Raw genomic sequence first — 15748 nt, 5'->3', positions numbered from 1 at the left:
TTTACAAAATAGTATAGCAAACGCTACTTTGCAAAACAAGATAGCTAGCAATATTTTTCCAAATGTTTGCAGGAATTTTATTATCACCTCTCTAAATAGAGCAATAAGAGAACTTTTATTATGAAGGAGTGTTTTTCATCATGGTTACAAATCGAGTTGTCTTTTTAACAGGTGCTGCGAGCGGTATTGGTTATGAAATGGGAAGTGCTTTTGCCAAAGAGGGTGCTAAAGTTGTGATTAGTGATCGTCTTGAAGAACGTGCGAAAGAAGCTGCTGAACAATTGCAAAAAGAATGCTATCAAGCCATTGGTTTAAAATGTGACGTTACATCTGAAGAAGAAATTACAGCAGCAATTTCTCAAACAGTTACTCACTTCGGCTCATTAGATGTATTAATTAACAACGCAGGAATGCAACATGTTTCACCGATTGAAGATTTTCCAACTGATAAATTCGAGCTTCTTATTAAAATTATGCAAATCGCTCCATTTATCGCCATCAAACATGCCTTTCCGATTATGAAAAAACAAAAATATGGTCGTATTATTAATGTTGCTTCGATTAACGGACTTGTTGGATTCGCTGGAAAAGCTGCCTATAATAGTGCGAAACATGGTGTAATTGGATTAACAAAAGTTGCTGCTTTAGAGGGAGCAACTCATGGAATTACTGTAAATGCTCTTTGTCCCGGATATGTTGATACCCCTCTTGTACGAAATCAACTACAAGACTTAGCAACTACGCGAAATGTACCACTTGAAAATGTTTTAGAAGATGTCATTTATCCTCTTATACCACAGAAACGTTTGCTACAAGTACAAGAAATTGCTGATTATGCTATGTTTTTAGCGAGTGAAAAAGCAAAAGGTATAACTGGTCAAGCCGTCGTTATCGATGGTGGTTATACTGCTCAATAAAGTGAAACTTTAATCAGTGGGGGTTTTGTTCATCCCCACTAATTATTAGCCTTCACCAATCGGGCTTTTACGGGCAGTTAATGCGGGATAAAAAATAAAGTTTGCTCTTCGCGAGCAAACTTTATCTTACTTTCTATCGCGAGGATCTTTCTACTTTAGTAATTGTTTAGGGAGTTTCTCAATTGCAACAATCACTCCGTCTAATTTACTTTCAATCCGATGGAGTAAATATAGCGTTACAACAATTGGAAAGCCCACATTACCTATCATCCCGATCCACTCTTCCATCTTTCTCTCCTCCCTTCATTACATAAATAAGAGGAAACGAAGACTTAAGGCATAAAAAACAAGCTATTTTTTATTAGCTTGTTTTTTAACTACTCAGCCATACATTTCATTTTTCAGCATATAGATTGCTACCATGAAGATACAAATGGTCCTACACCTTGCTACCTTTCTTTGTTTTAAAACGTTGCGCGTGGTAGGAACAGGCACTTACCGCTCCTATACATAGCCAGTCCCTCTCGACCATTTAAAAACATGCTTTTCTACCGTTTTTTTATATAGCGACTGAGCAGTTAGCTTATTTTTTCAAATAATGATGTAATTTCTTGCTTATAATCTCCACGTAAAATACCTTTCTCAGTAATAATCCCCGTAATTAATTCATGCGGTGTTACATCAAATGCAGGGTTAAATACAGGCGTTCCAAGTGGCGCCACTTGTTTCCCAAAAATTTTCGTAACTTCTGTTTCATCTCTTTCTTCAATGACAATTTCAGCACCTGTTTGTTTCGTAGTATCAAATGTAGATAACGGTGCTGCAACGTAAAATGGGATAACGAAATACTTTGCTAATATAGCTAAATTTAATGTTCCTATTTTATTAGCAGTATCACCGTTTTCAACGATTCGATCTGCCCCTACGATAATCGCATTAATTTCTTTCGTTCGAATTGCATGTGCTGCAGTATTATCCGTAATAAGCGTTACATCAATGTCTGCTTGTTTCAATTCCCATGTCGTTAAACGACCACCTTGTAAAACAGGCCTCGTTTCACACGCATACGCATGTAAACGCACACCCTTCTCTTTCCCAATATAAAATGGGGCTAATGCTGTTCCATATCTAGCAGTTGCAATACTTCCAGCGTTACAAATTGTTAAAATTTTATCACCGTCTTTAAAACATGTTAAAGCATGTTCTCCAATACTTCGGCACACCATTTCATCCTCTTGCTGAATATGAAGCGCTTCTTCTTCTAATATTTTTTGAGCTTCTTTTATTGTAGTAATCTCTCGAATAGATTCTCTCATACGATCGATTGCCCAAAATAAATTGACTGCTGTCGGGCGTGATGTTCCTAAATAGTTACAATCTCTATTAAACTTCTTCTGAAACTCATAGATATTTATAGCATCGTATTTCTTTGCCGCAAGCGCCAAACCAAACGCAGCTACAATTCCAATTGCAGGCGCTCCTCGTACTTCTAACATAACGATACTTTTCCATACATCTTCAATATTCGTTAATGTTTTGTATTCAGTGACATGCGGCAACTTTGTTTGATTTAATACTGCAATTGCATCGCCTTTCCAACTTACAGATCTCGGAATAGTAATAATTGTACTCATGCTTTTACGCCTCCAACTGTCTGTTGAAATAATGTTCGAAACAGTTGAATATCAGCACACTTGGCTTCATATTTTATTAGTTCTCTACCTAAGGATAACGCTTGTTTTTTAGCTTGAATTCTATTTTCTTTATTTGCTATCCCATCTAAATCCGCTACATGAGCTAAGCCAATTGTTCTACGAATCAGTTCACATCCGGCAAATCCGACGGCATCAGTAAAGATATTTTGCAAAATAATTGGTAACCATTGTTTTTCTTTCGTATATGCTTCTACACCTTCTCCAATCCATAACTTCGTAAAGTTTTCTACAAAATAACTCCATGTCTTTTCTATATGGAAAAATAGTACACTTCTCTTTTCTTCTTCTCTAGATAAAGCATTTAATAATAGATTTGCAATAAATTGACCGATATCAAATCCAAATGGACCGTACGTTGCAAATTCTGGATCAATCACTTTCGTTTCAGAAGGTGATGAAAAAATACTACCAGTATGTAAATCACCATGAATAAGCGCTTCTTTTCTCGTTAAAAACTTATATTTATATTGTGCTACTTTTAGTTTTAAAGTTTTGTCACTCCAAAGTTCATCAATCACTGACTGTAAATCTGACTCATAATCATTCGTATCATAATGTCCAAACGGATCCGTAAAAACTAAATCTTCTGTAATTTTACTAAGGTCTGGATTTACAAATGTACCTTCTAGTACCCTTTTCTCTTCTGACTGTAAACCGAAATCTGAAGTATAAAACAAAACATGTGCTAGAAAACGACCGATATGCTGGGATAAAAGTGGATATCCTTCTCCATCTATTAATCCTTTTCTTGCAATTGTTAGTCTTGATAAGTCTTCTATTACTGTAACTGCTAACTCTTCATCATGACTGTACACTACCGGAACATAATCTGGCACATACTTCGCAAAAATTTGTAATGCTTTACTTTCAATCGTCGCTCTTTTTATAGACAGTGGCCAGCTCTCACCAACTACTTTCGCATATGGCAGTGCTTGTTTTATTATAATAGACTTCTCTCCATCATCTAATTTGAACACGTAATTTAAATTTCCATCTCCAATTTCATGACAAACTACATTTGCTTTCTTTTCAAAATAACCGTGTTCTTTCGCATATTGTATAGCTGTTGTTTCAGTTAATGAATAATATCCCATCGTCTTCTCCTCCTTTTCATTCAGAGGTTTTTCTAAAATAGAAAAACCCCTTTCCACAAAGAAAGAGGTTTGAAGTTTATCTTCTCCCCTCTTATCTGCCAGAAAGTTTACTTTCTGCTGGAATTAGCACCGTGCCTTTTGGCGTCATAAACGCCCCATTTCACAATGGTATTACGGTCGGTTGCTGGGCTTCATCGGGCCAAATCCCTCCACCTGCTCTTGATAAGAGTTTTATAATTTTTAGAATTTTTAACTTTATGATGAAGACTATACCAAGAATAAAAATCACTTGTCAACATTTTATTTGTATAATTCTGGACGACGATCTGCAAAAACTGGAATTCCTTTACGTACCTCTTTAATTTTCTCGAATTTAAGTTCTCCAAATAAAATTGATTCCTCTTCATTTGCCTCTACCACAACTTCACCCCAAGGATCCACAATTAGAGAATGACCTGCAAACTCATTATTCGGATCCTTTCCTGCTCTATTGCACGCAACAACATAACACTGATTTTCAACTGCTCTCGCCTGTAAAAGCAAACGCCAATGTGCTAAACGTACTAATGGCCATTCTGCTACAACAAATAAAACTTTTGCACCTTTAGCAGTATGAACGCGCATCCACTCTGGAAAACGAATATCATAACAAATTGTACCAGCACACTCTACATCATCTAACTTAAATTCACCTGTCTCATTACCAGCAACTAAATATTTATGTTCATCCATCAGCTGAAATAAATGTACTTTACTATATTCATTGACTAGATTTCCTTCATTGTTTACAACATACATTGTATTTGTAACCCCTTGCTCTGTTTGCTTTGCTATGGAACCACCAACAATATGTACACCATATTGCTTCGACCATTCTTTCAACTTTTCTTTCGTTTCTAATCCATCCGTATCTGCAATTTCAGAAAGTCTCGTTAAATCATATCCTGTTGTCCATAGTTCTGGTAAGACGATAACATCTGGTCTTTCTTTCATCGCTTCACTTATTTTTTTTTTAGCGTTCTCAATATTTTTTTCTACATCTCCAAAGACAATATCCATTTGAATACATGCGACTTTCATTTTTTCAGCCCCATTCTCATTTTTTTCTTTACAAAATACTGGAAAGATTATATCATTTGTCACTAGAATTGTAACAACTTTCAAAAGAGGTGGAAAGTATGAAATTATTTCAACCTTCTGAGATAGTAACATCATTGCCAACACAATTTTTCGCTTCACTTGTTGCAAAAGTTAACAAAGTCGTTGCAGCTGGTCACGATGTTATTAATCTAGGACAAGGTAATCCAGATCAACCAACACCGCAGCATATCGTAAAAGCTTTACAAGATGCTGCCGAAAAGACCATTCATCATAAATATCCGCCATTTCGCGGACATGAAAGCTTAAAAGAAGCTGTCGCAACATTCTATAAACGTGAATACGGCGTAGAATTAAATCCAAAAACTGAAGTTGCTATTTTGTTTGGCGGAAAAGCTGGATTAGTAGAATTACCACTTTGTTTTACAAACCCTGGCGATACCATTCTCGTTCCAGATCCAGGTTATCCAGATTATTTATCCGGAGTTGCTTTAGCAAAAGCACAATTTGAAACAATGCCGCTAATTGCAGAAAATAATTTTTTACCGGATTACACGAAAATTGATGACACTATCGCTGAGCGTGCAAAGTTAATGTTTTTAAATTACCCAAATAATCCTACTGGTGCTACTGCATCAAAAGAATTTTTTGATAAGACTATTCATTTCGCTAATAAACATAATATATTAGTCGTTCACGATTTTGCTTACGGTGCTATTGGATTTGATAGTCAAAAACCTGTTAGTTTCTTGCAAGCAGATGGCGCCAAAGATGCAGGAATTGAAATTTATACATTATCAAAAACTTTCAATATGGCTGGATGGCGTATTGCTTTTGCAGTAGGGAATGAAAGTGTCATCGAAACAATTAACTTATTGCAAGATCATATGTATGTTAGTATTTTCGGTGCAGTTCAAGACGCAGCACGCGAAGCACTATTAGGCTCGCAGTCTTGTGTAGTAGAACTTGTTAATAGTTATGAATCTCGCAGAAATGCTCTTATAGAAGCTTGTCATGCAATCGGTTGGAATGTTGATATTCCAAAAGGATCATTCTTTGCTTGGCTCCCTGTACCTGAAGGCTATACATCTGAGCAATTTTCTAATATTTTACTAGAAAAAGCACACGTTGCAGTTGCTCCTGGCGTTGGATTTGGTGAGCACGGTGAAGGCTATGTCCGTGTTGGCCTCTTACATACAGAAGAACGATTACGTGAAGCAATTAATCGAATTGATAAATTAAAAATTTTCAAAAAGTCATTGACAACATGAAAAACATCTGACAAAATTCAGTTATCTTAAAAATTTAAACATTTCTAAATACTTCTTATCAAGAGCAGGTGGAGGGACGAGCCCGACGAAGCCCGGCAACCGATCTACATAATTGTAGACACGGTGCTAATTCTCGCAGCATTACGCTGACAGATAAGGAGCTGGTTGTAAAAAAACCTCTCCTTATCTGAGAGGTTTTTTTATTTAACTAGGAGGGTATAACAATGAGCGGAATTATAGCGACGTATTTAATCCACGATGATTCTTACAACTTAGAAAAGAAAGCAGAACAAATTGCAATCGGTTTAACAATTGGTTCATGGACTCATTTACCACACTTATTACAAGAACAATTAAAACAACATAAAGGCAATGTCATTCATATTGAAGCGTTAGACGAACAAGAACATATTAACTCTTACCTTGGCAAAAAAGTATCACGTGGACTCATTAAAATTCATTATCCATCGCTGAACTTTAGCCCTGACTTACCAGCCATTTTGACAACAACATTTGGAAAACTTTCGTTAGATGGAGAAATTAAACTAATTGATTTAACATTCTCAGACGAATTAAAGAAACAGTTCCCTGGACCAAAATTTGGAATTGAAGGCATCCGAAACCTTTTACAAGTTCAAGATCGACCTCTTCTAATGAGTATTTTCAAAGGGATGATAGGACGGAATATTGGATATTTAAAAACTCAACTACGCGATCAGGCAATTGGAGGCGTAGATATTGTAAAAGATGATGAAATTTTATTCGAAAACTCATTAACACCACTTATAAAAAGAATTGAATCTGGGAAAGAAGTTTTACAATCTGTATACGAAACTTACGGGCATAAAACTTTATACGCAGTAAATTTAACAGGTCGAACTTATGATTTAAAAGAAAACGCGAAACGTGCGGTGGTAGCTGGAGCAGACATTCTTTTATTTAATGTATTTTCTTATGGATTAGATGTACTGCAAGCACTTGTAGAAGACGATGAAATTCCAATTCCTATTATGGCACACCCTGCTGTAAGTGGCGCATATTCATCATCGAAACTATACGGTTTCTCTTCTCCATTACTACTTGGAAAATTACTACGTTACGCTGGTGCTGATTTCTCTTTATTCCCATCACCATACGGCAACGTTGCATCAGAAAAAGAGGAAGCTCTTCTCATTACAGAAGCATTAACTGAGGAAGACCACTATTTCAAGAAAAGTTTTTCTGTTCCATCTGCTGGAATTCATCCTGGTTTCGTTCCCTTTATTTTACGAGATTTTGGTAAGGATGTTGTTATTAATGCCGGCGGCGGGATTCATGGGCATCCAAATGGAGCTCAAGGTGGTGGCAAAGCTTTCCGTGCTGCAATTGAAGCTACTTTACAAGGTAAACCACTCCATGAGGTAGATGAAGTGAATTTACATAGCGCACTACAAATATGGGGAAATCCTTCTCATGAGGTGAAATTATGAGTATTCAAGTATTTTGTGATTTCGATGGTACGATTACAAATAACGATAATATCATGTCCATTATGGAAAAGTTCGCACCACCAGAAGCAGAGGAAATAAAGCAAAAAATTTTATCGCAAGAACTTTCTATTCAAGAAGGTGTTTCTCAATTATTTCGATTAATACCTATTAATCTACACGATGATATTATTCAGTTTTTACAAGAAACTGCTGAAATCCGTACAGGTTTTCATGAATTCATACAATTTATTAATGAAAATAACATTTCCTTTTACGTTATATCAGGTGGAATGGATTTCTTCGTCTATCCACTCTTACAAGGAATCATTCCAAAAGAGCAAATTTACTGTAATGCAACTGACTTTTCAGGAGAATTTGTTGAAGTTAAATGGCCGCACCCTTGTGACGAGCAATGTCAGCATAGTTGCGGTCTCTGTAAATCATCATTAATTCGTAAACTAAGCTCTAAAGATGATTTTCATATTGTGATTGGAGATTCTATTACTGATTTACAAGCAGCAAAACAAGCAGATAAAGTATTCGCCCGTGACTTCCTTATTACAAAATGTGAAGAAAATCGTATTGCTTATACACCGTTTGAAACATTTCACGATGTTCTAGCTGAACTAAAACATTTGTTGGAGGTGAAATTATGAAACAACTTTTTCGTCAATGGTATGACTTAAGTGAAATTAAAAAAGAATTAACAACTCGGAATTGGTTTCCAGCAACGAGTGGAAATATTTCTATAAAAGTCAGTCATGATCCCCTTACTTTTCTTATTACAGCAAGTGGCAAAGATAAAACCAAAACCACTCCAGATGATTTTTTATTAGTAAATCATCAAGGAGTTCCCGTTTTAGAAACTGAGTTACGCCCTTCGGCAGAAACAATATTGCATACACATATTTATAACAATACGAACGCTGGGTGCGTACTTCATGTTCATACAACTGATAACAATGTCATCACAAATTTGTATAGTGATGCAGTCACCCTTCAAAATCAAGAGATTATTAAAGCTCTTGATATTTGGGAAGAAGGTGCAACGATTAACATTCCTATTATCGAAAACCATGCCCATATCCCAACGCTTGGAGAAAACTTCCGAAAGCATATACAAGGAGATTCGGGAGCAGTATTAATCCGTAACCATGGTATTACCGTATGGGGCCGAGATAGCTTTGATGCAAAGAAAAGATTAGAAGCTTATGAGTTTTTATTCCAATTTCATATAAAACTATTATCAATTCAAGGAGGCGTTTCTAATGGCGCAAATTCGTATTCATGAAGTAAATACTCGTATCGAAAATGAAGTGGAAGTATCTAAATTTCTACAAGAGGAAGGCGTTTTATATGAGAAATGGAACATCTCTAAGCTTCCTACTCATTTAAATGAAAATTATTCGTTAGCAGATGAAAACAAGGCTGAAATATTAGCTGTGTTTTCAAAAGAAATCGCTGATGTTTCAGCGCGCCGAGGTTATAAAGCTCATGATGTAATTTCACTTTCAAATGGCACACCTAACCTTGACGAATTATTAATTAATTTCCAAAAAGAACACCATCATACTGACGATGAAGTTCGCTTTATTGTCAGCGGTCATGGCATCTTCGCTATTGAAGGAAAAGATGGTCGATTCTTTGACGTTGAACTTGAGCCTGGTGATCTTATATCTGTACCTGAAAATGCAAGACATTATTTTACCTTACAAGATGATCGCCAAGTTGTAGCTATTCGTATTTTTGTTACAACAGAAGGTTGGGTTCCAATTTATTAAGGTAGCTAGTTGAATAAAAGATTGGAACCCCTTTTCCAATCTTTTATTCACTCTACATATATACATCCTCCTATGGAACAGGCTTATTTCATAACATTGAAGTAAGCCTGATTTTTTATTTACTAAAATAATTTGTCCCTTTCGTTTATTCAAATCAAATATCTCAAATCACACTTCCATTTTATCAAGTATATTTCGGAACACTTTTTGAACATTTATTGAACTTTTTTTGAATTTTTTCTGAAAATTCTGTTTTATGTATGATATACTACAACTAATAAGAAGGAAAAGAATATTGCAAGCAGAGGGGGATAATCATGAGTTTACTTATCGCACTTATACTAGGGGTTTCATGCGGAGCTATTCCTGTCATTTTAGGAGCTATTATGGAAGAATTAGAAGTTGGTGTTTTAGGTTTTGTCGCATCTTGTGTAAGCGCTTTATTTTTCGGTTTGTACGGTGCTATTCCTATTTCTATCCTGTGCGCATTTTATATAGTACGCCATGCTCGTGCGAAACAGTTTGGTCCTAATCACATTGCACAAGTTATTCCATTCCCAATTGAACGATGCCGCCGAGCTTCCAGCCTATAAATTATCCAGCTTAAATATTATGCCTGCCTAAATAAATAAAAAGTCCTCAAATGAGGACTTTTTATTTATTTTCTTCTAGAAATTGAAACAACTCTTGCAAATGAAGTGCATCTTCACTGTAGCTAACGGATACATGACATGTCCCTTCAATCTCAGCATGCATATAAAGGACAATTCCATCCCGATCATATTTCAATGCCAAATAAAACTCCATTTCCTCTAACATCTTTTTCGAGCTTCGGATAACATAATGTCCTTTCTCATCTCTTCCATATTCAAAATCTGGTCCAAAATCGTATTTTTGTTTAAAAGCTTCTTTTTGCTTATCATTAATCTGTACACAAGTTGCTCGCTGCACAGCATCAATCATCTCGTCAAACTTTTGGAGATCCATTCCATTTACCCCCTTATATACTTTTTGTATAATACTTGTGTTCCGCTATTCTCTTTTCCATCTGCGATTAGCTCTTCATACAATTCCTTCGCTAGGGTTAAACCCGGTACTGGTAATTGTAATTTTTCAGCTTCATCTAAAGCAATCTTCATATCTTTCATAAAATGCTTTACATAAAAGCCAGGTTCAAAATCTCCTTTTAACATTCGAGGAGCTAAATTACTTAATGACCAGCTACCTGCTGCTCCTGTCGAAATACTCTCTAATACTTTATCTGCATTAAGTCCAGCCTTTTTCGCATATGCTACCGCTTCACATACTCCTATCATGTTAGAAGCAATTGCTATTTGATTGCACATTTTTGTATGTTGTCCACTCCCAGCAGGGCCTTGCAACTGAATATTTGTTCCTAGTTTTTCAAATAGAGGTAAGCAAATATCATATATTCTGTTCTCTCCACCGACCATAATTGCTAGTCTTGCTTCTTTAGCCCCAATGTCCCCGCCAGATACTGGTGCATCTAATGTATATATATTCTTGCTTTTCGCAACTTCATTAATACGTTTTGCCAATGTTGGTGTAGATGTTGTAAAGTCAATTGCTATCGTACCTTCATTTGCATGTTCTAAAATTCCATCAATCCCAAAGTACACTTCTTCTACATCATGAGGATAACCAACCATCGTCATAACAACATCAACTTGCTTTACTAACGCTTTCGGTGTATCACACCAAGTCGCACCCTCTTGCACTAAAGAATCCGCTTTTTCCTTCGTTCTATTATATACATATACTTTATAACCACTTTGCATTAAATGGTTGACCATACTTTTTCCCATTACACCAATACCAATGAAACCTATTGATAAATTTTTATTTTCCATCTTCTCATCCCCTTTGTTCTAATAAATCATTTACCATCTTTCGGAACTCTTTATTAAAATCATCATCCATACTATTTTTCACATTTGAAAATAAAATAACAAAAGTTCCTTTTTCTTTATTAAAATTATTGAAAGTGTTCCAACCAGATAGTACACCATGGTTATGGAAATAATCTGGATATATGTAAAAGCTAAATGCATATTTTCTTTCTTGTGAAGGTGTAAACATCGCTTGTATACTTTGTTCAGAAAGAAGCTTTCCATTTATAATCGCTTCATCTAATTTTTTCATATCCCCTACTGTCGTATACATCTCACCCGATCCATATAACCAGTCCCCCCCTAATTTTTGTGCTAGTACAAGCTCTTGATCTTTCTTCACATACCCCTTCGTGAAGTTTTTATCTCCAGGCACCATATTTCCCATACCTGATTCATGCATCTCGGCCTTTGTAAATATATTTTCTTTTACATAGTCTCCTAAAGGCTTTTTCGTTATATTTTCTATAATATAAGCGAGCACCATATAATTATAATCCGTATACTTCCAACCTGTTCCTGGTGGAAACTCTAATTTTTGACTTCCAATCCAAGTTACTAAATTTATACGTGAAGCTACATTAACCTTCCCTTTCCCACTTTCCGGTAAACCAGATGTATGCGTTAATAAGTGATATAACGTGATGTGTTTATCTGCTGGAAATGAAGGAATGTATTTATTTACATTATCTTGGATATTTAACTTCCCTTGTTCTTGTAACTGTAGAATGGATGTAGCAACAACTGTTTTCGTAATAGAACCGATACGATATTTTGTTTGAGGCGTATTTTCTATTTTATATTGAACATCAGCATATCCATATCCTTTATTCAATATAACATGCTCTTTATCTGTCACCAAAACTGTCCCATTAAATTGCTTTCCTACTAAATACTGATCTAACTTTTGAGATATACTAGCATAATCAATTTTTTGCACTTCTTCTATATTATCCTGTACATCTGACTCAATAGCAGGAGTTACCTTTGTTGTTAATACTGCTTGTTCCCTTGGATCGGGATAGAGAAAATAGTATACTCCGCCGCAAACTACAGCAGACAGTGAAGCCATAACCATTATTTTTTTTATCATATTGTTCCTCCGTAATTACTTCATGTGAACTACCCACCACTTAGTCTCTCTTGCGAGCTTACTTGAAGTGGGAGCTTCTCGGTTAAAATGGTCCCCCATATTCTATTATCAAGTAATAAAAAAAAATCGCAACAATTTGTTGCGAAAAATCACATTTTTTCTTTTCTATATATACATACTTGATTTTTCCCATTTTTTTTCGCTTCATATAACGCAATATCCGCTCTTTGCATTAACTCTTCTCTTGTAATCCCTTGCTCATATAACGCAACTCCAAAACTCGCTGTTAATTTCGAAATTCCAGAGAAATGCTTTGTTTCAATGAAAAATCGCAATGATTCCGCAACTTGAAACGCTTCTTTTTCTACCGTATTTGTCACTAATATTATAAATTCCTCTCCTCCCCATCTTGCAAATACATGTTGAGCTTCAACTTTAGATTTCATAAGATCTGCAAGTTGTACTAATGCTAAATCGCCAAAATCATGACCATATGTGTCATTTACTGATTTAAAATTATCTATATCAAACAAAATAAGTGCAACTTTTTCATCATTACGTAATACATTCTCCCACTCTGTCTCCAATATTTGTTGGAATTTCAAGCGATTATATATTTCTGTCAATGAATCTATCATAGCCAATCTTTCTTGCTCTTGATAGATTTCATCTAATTCTGTAATCTCTGTGCATTTTACTATAAATCGCGATAAGTCTTCTGGTAATGGTGTCGCACGTAATAGAAAAGTAAATGCTTCTCCTTCATAATTATACATTTTAATTCTTCTTCCATTTGATAAAGTATCATCCAGCCATGTTATATCGTGAGTCGTCGAATAATATCCGTTCTCTCTAATAAGATGTTCTGCAAACACTAAATGTTGTTCACGATACGTAAATAAATTATCATGTCCGAAGAATTGTAAAAAATTCGTATTACAATCAACAATCTCATCATCTTCTACTATAAATAATAAATCATTTTGAAAATCAAACATCGTTTGAAGCAATTCTTGTTGTAAACTTACTTGTCGCACTAAAGAAAGCTGATATAAACTCTTATTCACTTCCTCTAGTACTACTTGTGGGGTTACTGGTGCTATAACAATATTACGTATTCCTAACAGTAGTAAATCTGCAAACTGATTGTCTATCTGTTGATCCCAAATGATAATGAATGTGCTCTGTGAATTATATATATTCTTTATATATTTTATTTGAGCAAAATCTGTTACATACATAATTACAATATGTGGTCTAGTTCTATGAAACAATATTTCTCCTTCTTCAAAACTATTTGCTATAAACATACATTTTGGATGGACGTTTTCTATCGTTTGTTGATGTGTACATCCATCTTCTATATAAAGGACATTCAACTGAAGATCTTGTAATACATTTTGGAAAACAGTATTCTCTAATAAAAAATGTAGTATGTTCATCACTAGTCTTCACTCACTTCATATATCTTGTTTTACTGAATTCCTCACAATCATTTTATAAAGAATTGTGAGGAACTCATATTAACAAGCTAATTGAGAATGTTATCTTCGCTTATCTGCTCTGGAAATTCCTTTTTTAGTTTATGATTATATGAATTGTATCGTTTGTATGAATGCCCTGCCTTACTATTTAAAACTTGACAATTAAAATAAAGGTATTATATTCTTAAATTCAATAACTTACAAAATGTAAGTAGAGTATATTACATTTATTTTATATTAAGTTGATATGTAATTTGGAGGATATATAATGACAAACAACGACTTTTTTAACGTTTTATATGAACGCACATCTACACGTGCATTCAACCCTGAAAAAGAAATTTCATCTACAGAGTTACATGAAATTTTAAAAGCAGCTGCGCAAGCACCTTCTGCTTGGAACTTGCAACACTGGAAATTCCTTGTTTTCCAAGGCGAAGATGTACAAAAACGATTACACCCAATTGCTTATAACCAACAACAAATTCTTGATGCTTCTGCCGTAGTCGCTATTTTAGGTGATTTAGAGGCATATAAAAATGTTGAACCTGTTTACGGTCCAATTGTAGAACAAGGATTTATGAAAGCAGACGCAAAAGAGCGCTTAGCTAAAAATATTGAATCTGCATATACTCGTGAGCAATACCCACGAGATGCTGCCTTTTCAAATGCTGCTTTAGCAGCAATGCAACTTATGCTTGCTGCTAAAGCAACTGGCTGGGATACTTGCGCTATTGGTGGCTTCAATCCACAGGCATTAATGGAAGAATTCAATGTTTCATCTCGTTACGTACCAATTATGCTTATTACAATTGGTGAATCAACTTTAAAAGGTCACCCTGCACCGCGCATGAGCGTAGAACAAGTAAGTGAATGGGCGAAATAATAAAAACGAAGGTAATTTCATTACCTTCGCTTTTTTATATTCTGTCACACATCCGTAATATTACAATGTATTATTCGACATCTATACATAGAGAAATTGTAATTTTTACGCTATCACCATAAACAAATATGGCGTTTTGTGTCGAAATTTGTTAAAGCATTGAAATATAACCGTGTATTTTTGTTACAATTGTGATACAATGATAACAAATAGATAACAAGAGAGGGATTTTCATTGAGTTCATACGGAAGCTTTATCGCACTTTTGAGTTACATAGTAACTGTACTACTGCTATATTTTATTGGCGATGCTGCAAACATATCAGTGTTACAATTCCCTAAAGAAGAAGCGTTACAATTAGAAGCAGAAAAACATACTGCACGATCCATTGCACCACTACTCTTAGCTCTTCCTGTATATATCATCGTTTTATATAAAAGTAAAAAAGTGTAAAGGCTACCTATTTCATTCATTTCGGTGGTCTTTACATTTTTTTGTGACATTTCCCCTATTTTAAACATCATTCCATACTAAATACCCATCTAGTCATTTAAAATGAGAAAATCCCCTAGAAAAATTTCCATTATCTGTCCAGTCACCGACTGCCGAACTTACATAGATTATAAGTGTGAAGGGGGTGATGAGGATTATGTTTGGATCATTTGGATGCTGTGATAACTTTAGAGAATGTCATCATCGTGAAAGAGAGTGTGACCATCGCGACCATCGCGAGAAAGAGAGAGAAGAAGTTAGACCACACCGACCTGCTGTATGTAACGTACTTGCTAGCATTTCAGTGGGAACAGAAATTTCCCTTTTAAGCATTAGAGGCGATGGATCATTCCGTAATTTAATTTTTGAAGGTTTCGCTAACGGTGTTGCTCTTTTCTCTGCTTTAGCTCGTAATAACAAAGATAACAACAACAACAATAATAAAGACGATAAGAACAATCAGAATAGTTTTACTGGTATTTTACGTGTTTGCCCAACTGATATCGTTGCAATCGCTATCTAATTCTGTTCTTTAGCC

At 35.2% G+C, this 15748-nt stretch carries 18 protein-coding genes and 2 riboswitches; of the genes, 10 read left to right on the top strand and 8 right to left on the bottom strand.

The window, feature by feature from the left end:
• Positions 1 to 140: 140 nt before the first annotated feature.
• Positions 141 to 917, top strand: a complete 777-nt coding sequence (locus tag JFU54_RS11630; protein WP_201064462.1) for a 3-hydroxybutyrate dehydrogenase — start codon at positions 141 to 143, stop codon at positions 915 to 917.
• 150 nt (positions 918 to 1067) lie between these two features.
• On the opposite strand, the gene JFU54_RS11625 is transcribed toward JFU54_RS11630, so the two are convergent.
• The 4 genes from JFU54_RS11625 to JFU54_RS11610 form a co-directional block, all read right to left on the bottom strand.
• Positions 1068 to 1205 (bottom strand): YvrJ family protein, encoded by a 138-nt coding sequence (locus JFU54_RS11625; protein WP_002014881.1) that lies wholly within the window; start codon positions 1203 to 1205, stop codon positions 1068 to 1070.
• A 290-nt stretch (positions 1206 to 1495) separates the two neighbouring features.
• Complete coding sequence (gene mtnA, locus JFU54_RS11620; RefSeq protein ID WP_002165129.1) at positions 1496 to 2551, bottom strand: S-methyl-5-thioribose-1-phosphate isomerase; 1056 nt, start codon at positions 2549 to 2551, stop codon at positions 1496 to 1498.
• Entirely contained in the window at positions 2548 to 3726 is a 1179-nt protein-coding gene (mtnK, locus tag JFU54_RS11615) for an S-methyl-5-thioribose kinase (protein WP_002165128.1), read from the bottom strand. The genes mtnA and mtnK overlap by 4 nt, the downstream gene beginning before the upstream one ends.
• An 88-nt stretch (positions 3727 to 3814) precedes the next feature.
• Positions 3815 to 3955: riboswitch (SAM riboswitch) on the bottom strand.
• Positions 3956 to 4026: 71 nt separating this feature from the next.
• Positions 4027 to 4890: a carbon-nitrogen family hydrolase gene (locus JFU54_RS11610; protein WP_002131202.1), complete on the bottom strand. Its 864-nt coding sequence runs from the start codon at positions 4888 to 4890 to the stop codon at positions 4027 to 4029.
• A gap of 14 nt (positions 4891 to 4904) precedes the next feature.
• On the opposite strand from JFU54_RS11610, the gene JFU54_RS11605 reads away from it, so the two are divergent.
• The 6 genes from JFU54_RS11605 (at position 4905) to JFU54_RS11580 (ending at position 9938) form a co-directional block, all read left to right on the top strand.
• Positions 4905 to 6095, top strand: coding sequence for a pyridoxal phosphate-dependent aminotransferase (locus tag JFU54_RS11605; RefSeq protein ID WP_033715907.1), 1191 nt, complete (start codon positions 4905 to 4907; stop codon positions 6093 to 6095).
• 52 nt (positions 6096 to 6147) lie between these two features.
• Positions 6148 to 6255, top strand: a riboswitch (SAM riboswitch).
• A 64-nt stretch (positions 6256 to 6319) separates the two neighbouring features.
• A complete protein-coding gene (gene mtnW / locus JFU54_RS11600) occupies positions 6320 to 7564 on the top strand; it encodes a 2,3-diketo-5-methylthiopentyl-1-phosphate enolase (RefSeq protein ID WP_201064459.1) in 1245 nt (414 codons plus the stop codon).
• Positions 7561 to 8220: a 2-hydroxy-3-keto-5-methylthiopentenyl-1-phosphate phosphatase gene (locus tag JFU54_RS11595; protein WP_002165125.1), complete on the top strand. Its 660-nt coding sequence runs from the start codon at positions 7561 to 7563 to the stop codon at positions 8218 to 8220. Before mtnW ends, JFU54_RS11595 begins: the two co-directional genes overlap by 4 nt.
• Positions 8217 to 8855 carry a methylthioribulose 1-phosphate dehydratase gene (locus tag JFU54_RS11590; protein WP_002165124.1) on the top strand — a complete coding sequence of 213 codons (639 nt, stop codon included), beginning with the start codon at positions 8217 to 8219 and terminating at the stop codon, positions 8853 to 8855. Before JFU54_RS11595 ends, JFU54_RS11590 begins: the two co-directional genes overlap by 4 nt.
• The gene (locus tag JFU54_RS11585; RefSeq protein WP_002165123.1) at positions 8833 to 9345 is read left to right on the top strand and encodes a 1,2-dihydroxy-3-keto-5-methylthiopentene dioxygenase; all 513 of its coding nucleotides are present in this window, start codon (positions 8833 to 8835) and stop codon (positions 9343 to 9345) included. Before JFU54_RS11590 ends, JFU54_RS11585 begins: the two co-directional genes overlap by 23 nt.
• A gap of 317 nt (positions 9346 to 9662) precedes the next feature.
• Positions 9663 to 9938 (top strand): hypothetical protein, encoded by a 276-nt coding sequence (locus JFU54_RS11580; protein WP_002165122.1) that lies wholly within the window; start codon positions 9663 to 9665, stop codon positions 9936 to 9938.
• A 61-nt stretch (positions 9939 to 9999) separates the two neighbouring features.
• On the opposite strand, the gene JFU54_RS11575 is transcribed toward JFU54_RS11580, so the two are convergent.
• From JFU54_RS11575 to JFU54_RS11560, 4 genes are all read right to left on the bottom strand, one after another.
• Complete coding sequence (locus JFU54_RS11575) at positions 10000 to 10332, bottom strand: DUF3909 family protein (RefSeq protein ID WP_002014892.1); 333 nt, start codon at positions 10330 to 10332, stop codon at positions 10000 to 10002.
• Between the two features lie 5 nt (positions 10333 to 10337).
• Complete coding sequence (locus tag JFU54_RS11570; RefSeq protein WP_002033921.1) at positions 10338 to 11216, bottom strand: NAD(P)-dependent oxidoreductase; 879 nt, start codon at positions 11214 to 11216, stop codon at positions 10338 to 10340.
• 4 nt (positions 11217 to 11220) lie between these two features.
• Complete coding sequence (locus tag JFU54_RS11565; RefSeq protein WP_201064456.1) at positions 11221 to 12348, bottom strand: serine hydrolase domain-containing protein; 1128 nt, start codon at positions 12346 to 12348, stop codon at positions 11221 to 11223.
• A gap of 149 nt (positions 12349 to 12497) precedes the next feature.
• Positions 12498 to 13790: a GGDEF domain-containing protein gene (locus tag JFU54_RS11560; protein ID WP_201064453.1), complete on the bottom strand. Its 1293-nt coding sequence runs from the start codon at positions 13788 to 13790 to the stop codon at positions 12498 to 12500.
• Between the two features lie 310 nt (positions 13791 to 14100).
• Between JFU54_RS11560 and JFU54_RS11555 the strand changes: the two genes are divergently transcribed.
• The 3 genes from JFU54_RS11555 (at position 14101) to JFU54_RS11545 (ending at position 15733) form a co-directional block, all read left to right on the top strand.
• A complete protein-coding gene (locus JFU54_RS11555; RefSeq protein ID WP_002033918.1) occupies positions 14101 to 14718 on the top strand; it encodes a nitroreductase family protein in 618 nt (205 codons plus the stop codon).
• 234 nt (positions 14719 to 14952) lie between these two features.
• Positions 14953 to 15171, top strand: a complete 219-nt coding sequence (locus JFU54_RS11550; protein ID WP_002088422.1) for a hypothetical protein — start codon at positions 14953 to 14955, stop codon at positions 15169 to 15171.
• 196 nt (positions 15172 to 15367) lie between these two features.
• Positions 15368 to 15733 (top strand): DUF3915 domain-containing protein, encoded by a 366-nt coding sequence (locus JFU54_RS11545; protein ID WP_201064451.1) that lies wholly within the window; start codon positions 15368 to 15370, stop codon positions 15731 to 15733.
• Positions 15734 to 15748 lie beyond the last annotated feature (15 nt).

Origin of the sequence: Bacillus sp. TH19 (genome assembly GCF_016651075.1) — a bacterium.
Classification (GTDB): Bacteria; Bacillota; Bacilli; order Bacillales; family Bacillaceae_G; genus Bacillus_A; species Bacillus_A mycoides.
The sequence above is the reverse complement of the archived record's forward strand: the minus strand, read 5'-3'. Positions and strand labels throughout refer to the sequence as shown.

Coding starts and splice junctions, on each gene's coding strand:
- JFU54_RS11630 (WP_201064462.1), top strand. CDS start 141: ATGGTTACAAATCGAGTTGTCTTTTTAACAGGTGCTGCGAGCGGTATT.
- JFU54_RS11625 (WP_002014881.1), bottom strand. CDS start 1,205: ATGGAAGAGTGGATCGGGATGATAGGTAATGTGGGCTTTCCAATTGTT.
- mtnA (WP_002165129.1), bottom strand. CDS start 2,551: ATGAGTACAATTATTACTATTCCGAGATCTGTAAGTTGGAAAGGCGAT.
- mtnK (WP_002165128.1), bottom strand. CDS start 3,726: ATGGGATATTATTCATTAACTGAAACAACAGCTATACAATATGCGAAA.
- JFU54_RS11605 (WP_033715907.1), top strand. CDS start 4,905: ATGAAATTATTTCAACCTTCTGAGATAGTAACATCATTGCCAACACAA.
- mtnW (WP_201064459.1), top strand. CDS start 6,320: ATGAGCGGAATTATAGCGACGTATTTAATCCACGATGATTCTTACAAC.
- JFU54_RS11595 (WP_002165125.1), top strand. CDS start 7,561: ATGAGTATTCAAGTATTTTGTGATTTCGATGGTACGATTACAAATAAC.
- JFU54_RS11590 (WP_002165124.1), top strand. CDS start 8,217: ATGAAACAACTTTTTCGTCAATGGTATGACTTAAGTGAAATTAAAAAA.
- JFU54_RS11585 (WP_002165123.1), top strand. CDS start 8,833: ATGGCGCAAATTCGTATTCATGAAGTAAATACTCGTATCGAAAATGAA.
- JFU54_RS11580 (WP_002165122.1), top strand. CDS start 9,663: ATGAGTTTACTTATCGCACTTATACTAGGGGTTTCATGCGGAGCTATT.
- JFU54_RS11575 (WP_002014892.1), bottom strand. CDS start 10,332: ATGGATCTCCAAAAGTTTGACGAGATGATTGATGCTGTGCAGCGAGCA.
- JFU54_RS11570 (WP_002033921.1), bottom strand. CDS start 11,216: ATGGAAAATAAAAATTTATCAATAGGTTTCATTGGTATTGGTGTAATG.
- JFU54_RS11565 (WP_201064456.1), bottom strand. CDS start 12,348: ATGATAAAAAAAATAATGGTTATGGCTTCACTGTCTGCTGTAGTTTGC.
- JFU54_RS11560 (WP_201064453.1), bottom strand. CDS start 13,790: ATGAACATACTACATTTTTTATTAGAGAATACTGTTTTCCAAAATGTA.
- JFU54_RS11555 (WP_002033918.1), top strand. CDS start 14,101: ATGACAAACAACGACTTTTTTAACGTTTTATATGAACGCACATCTACA.
- JFU54_RS11545 (WP_201064451.1), top strand. CDS start 15,368: ATGTTTGGATCATTTGGATGCTGTGATAACTTTAGAGAATGTCATCAT.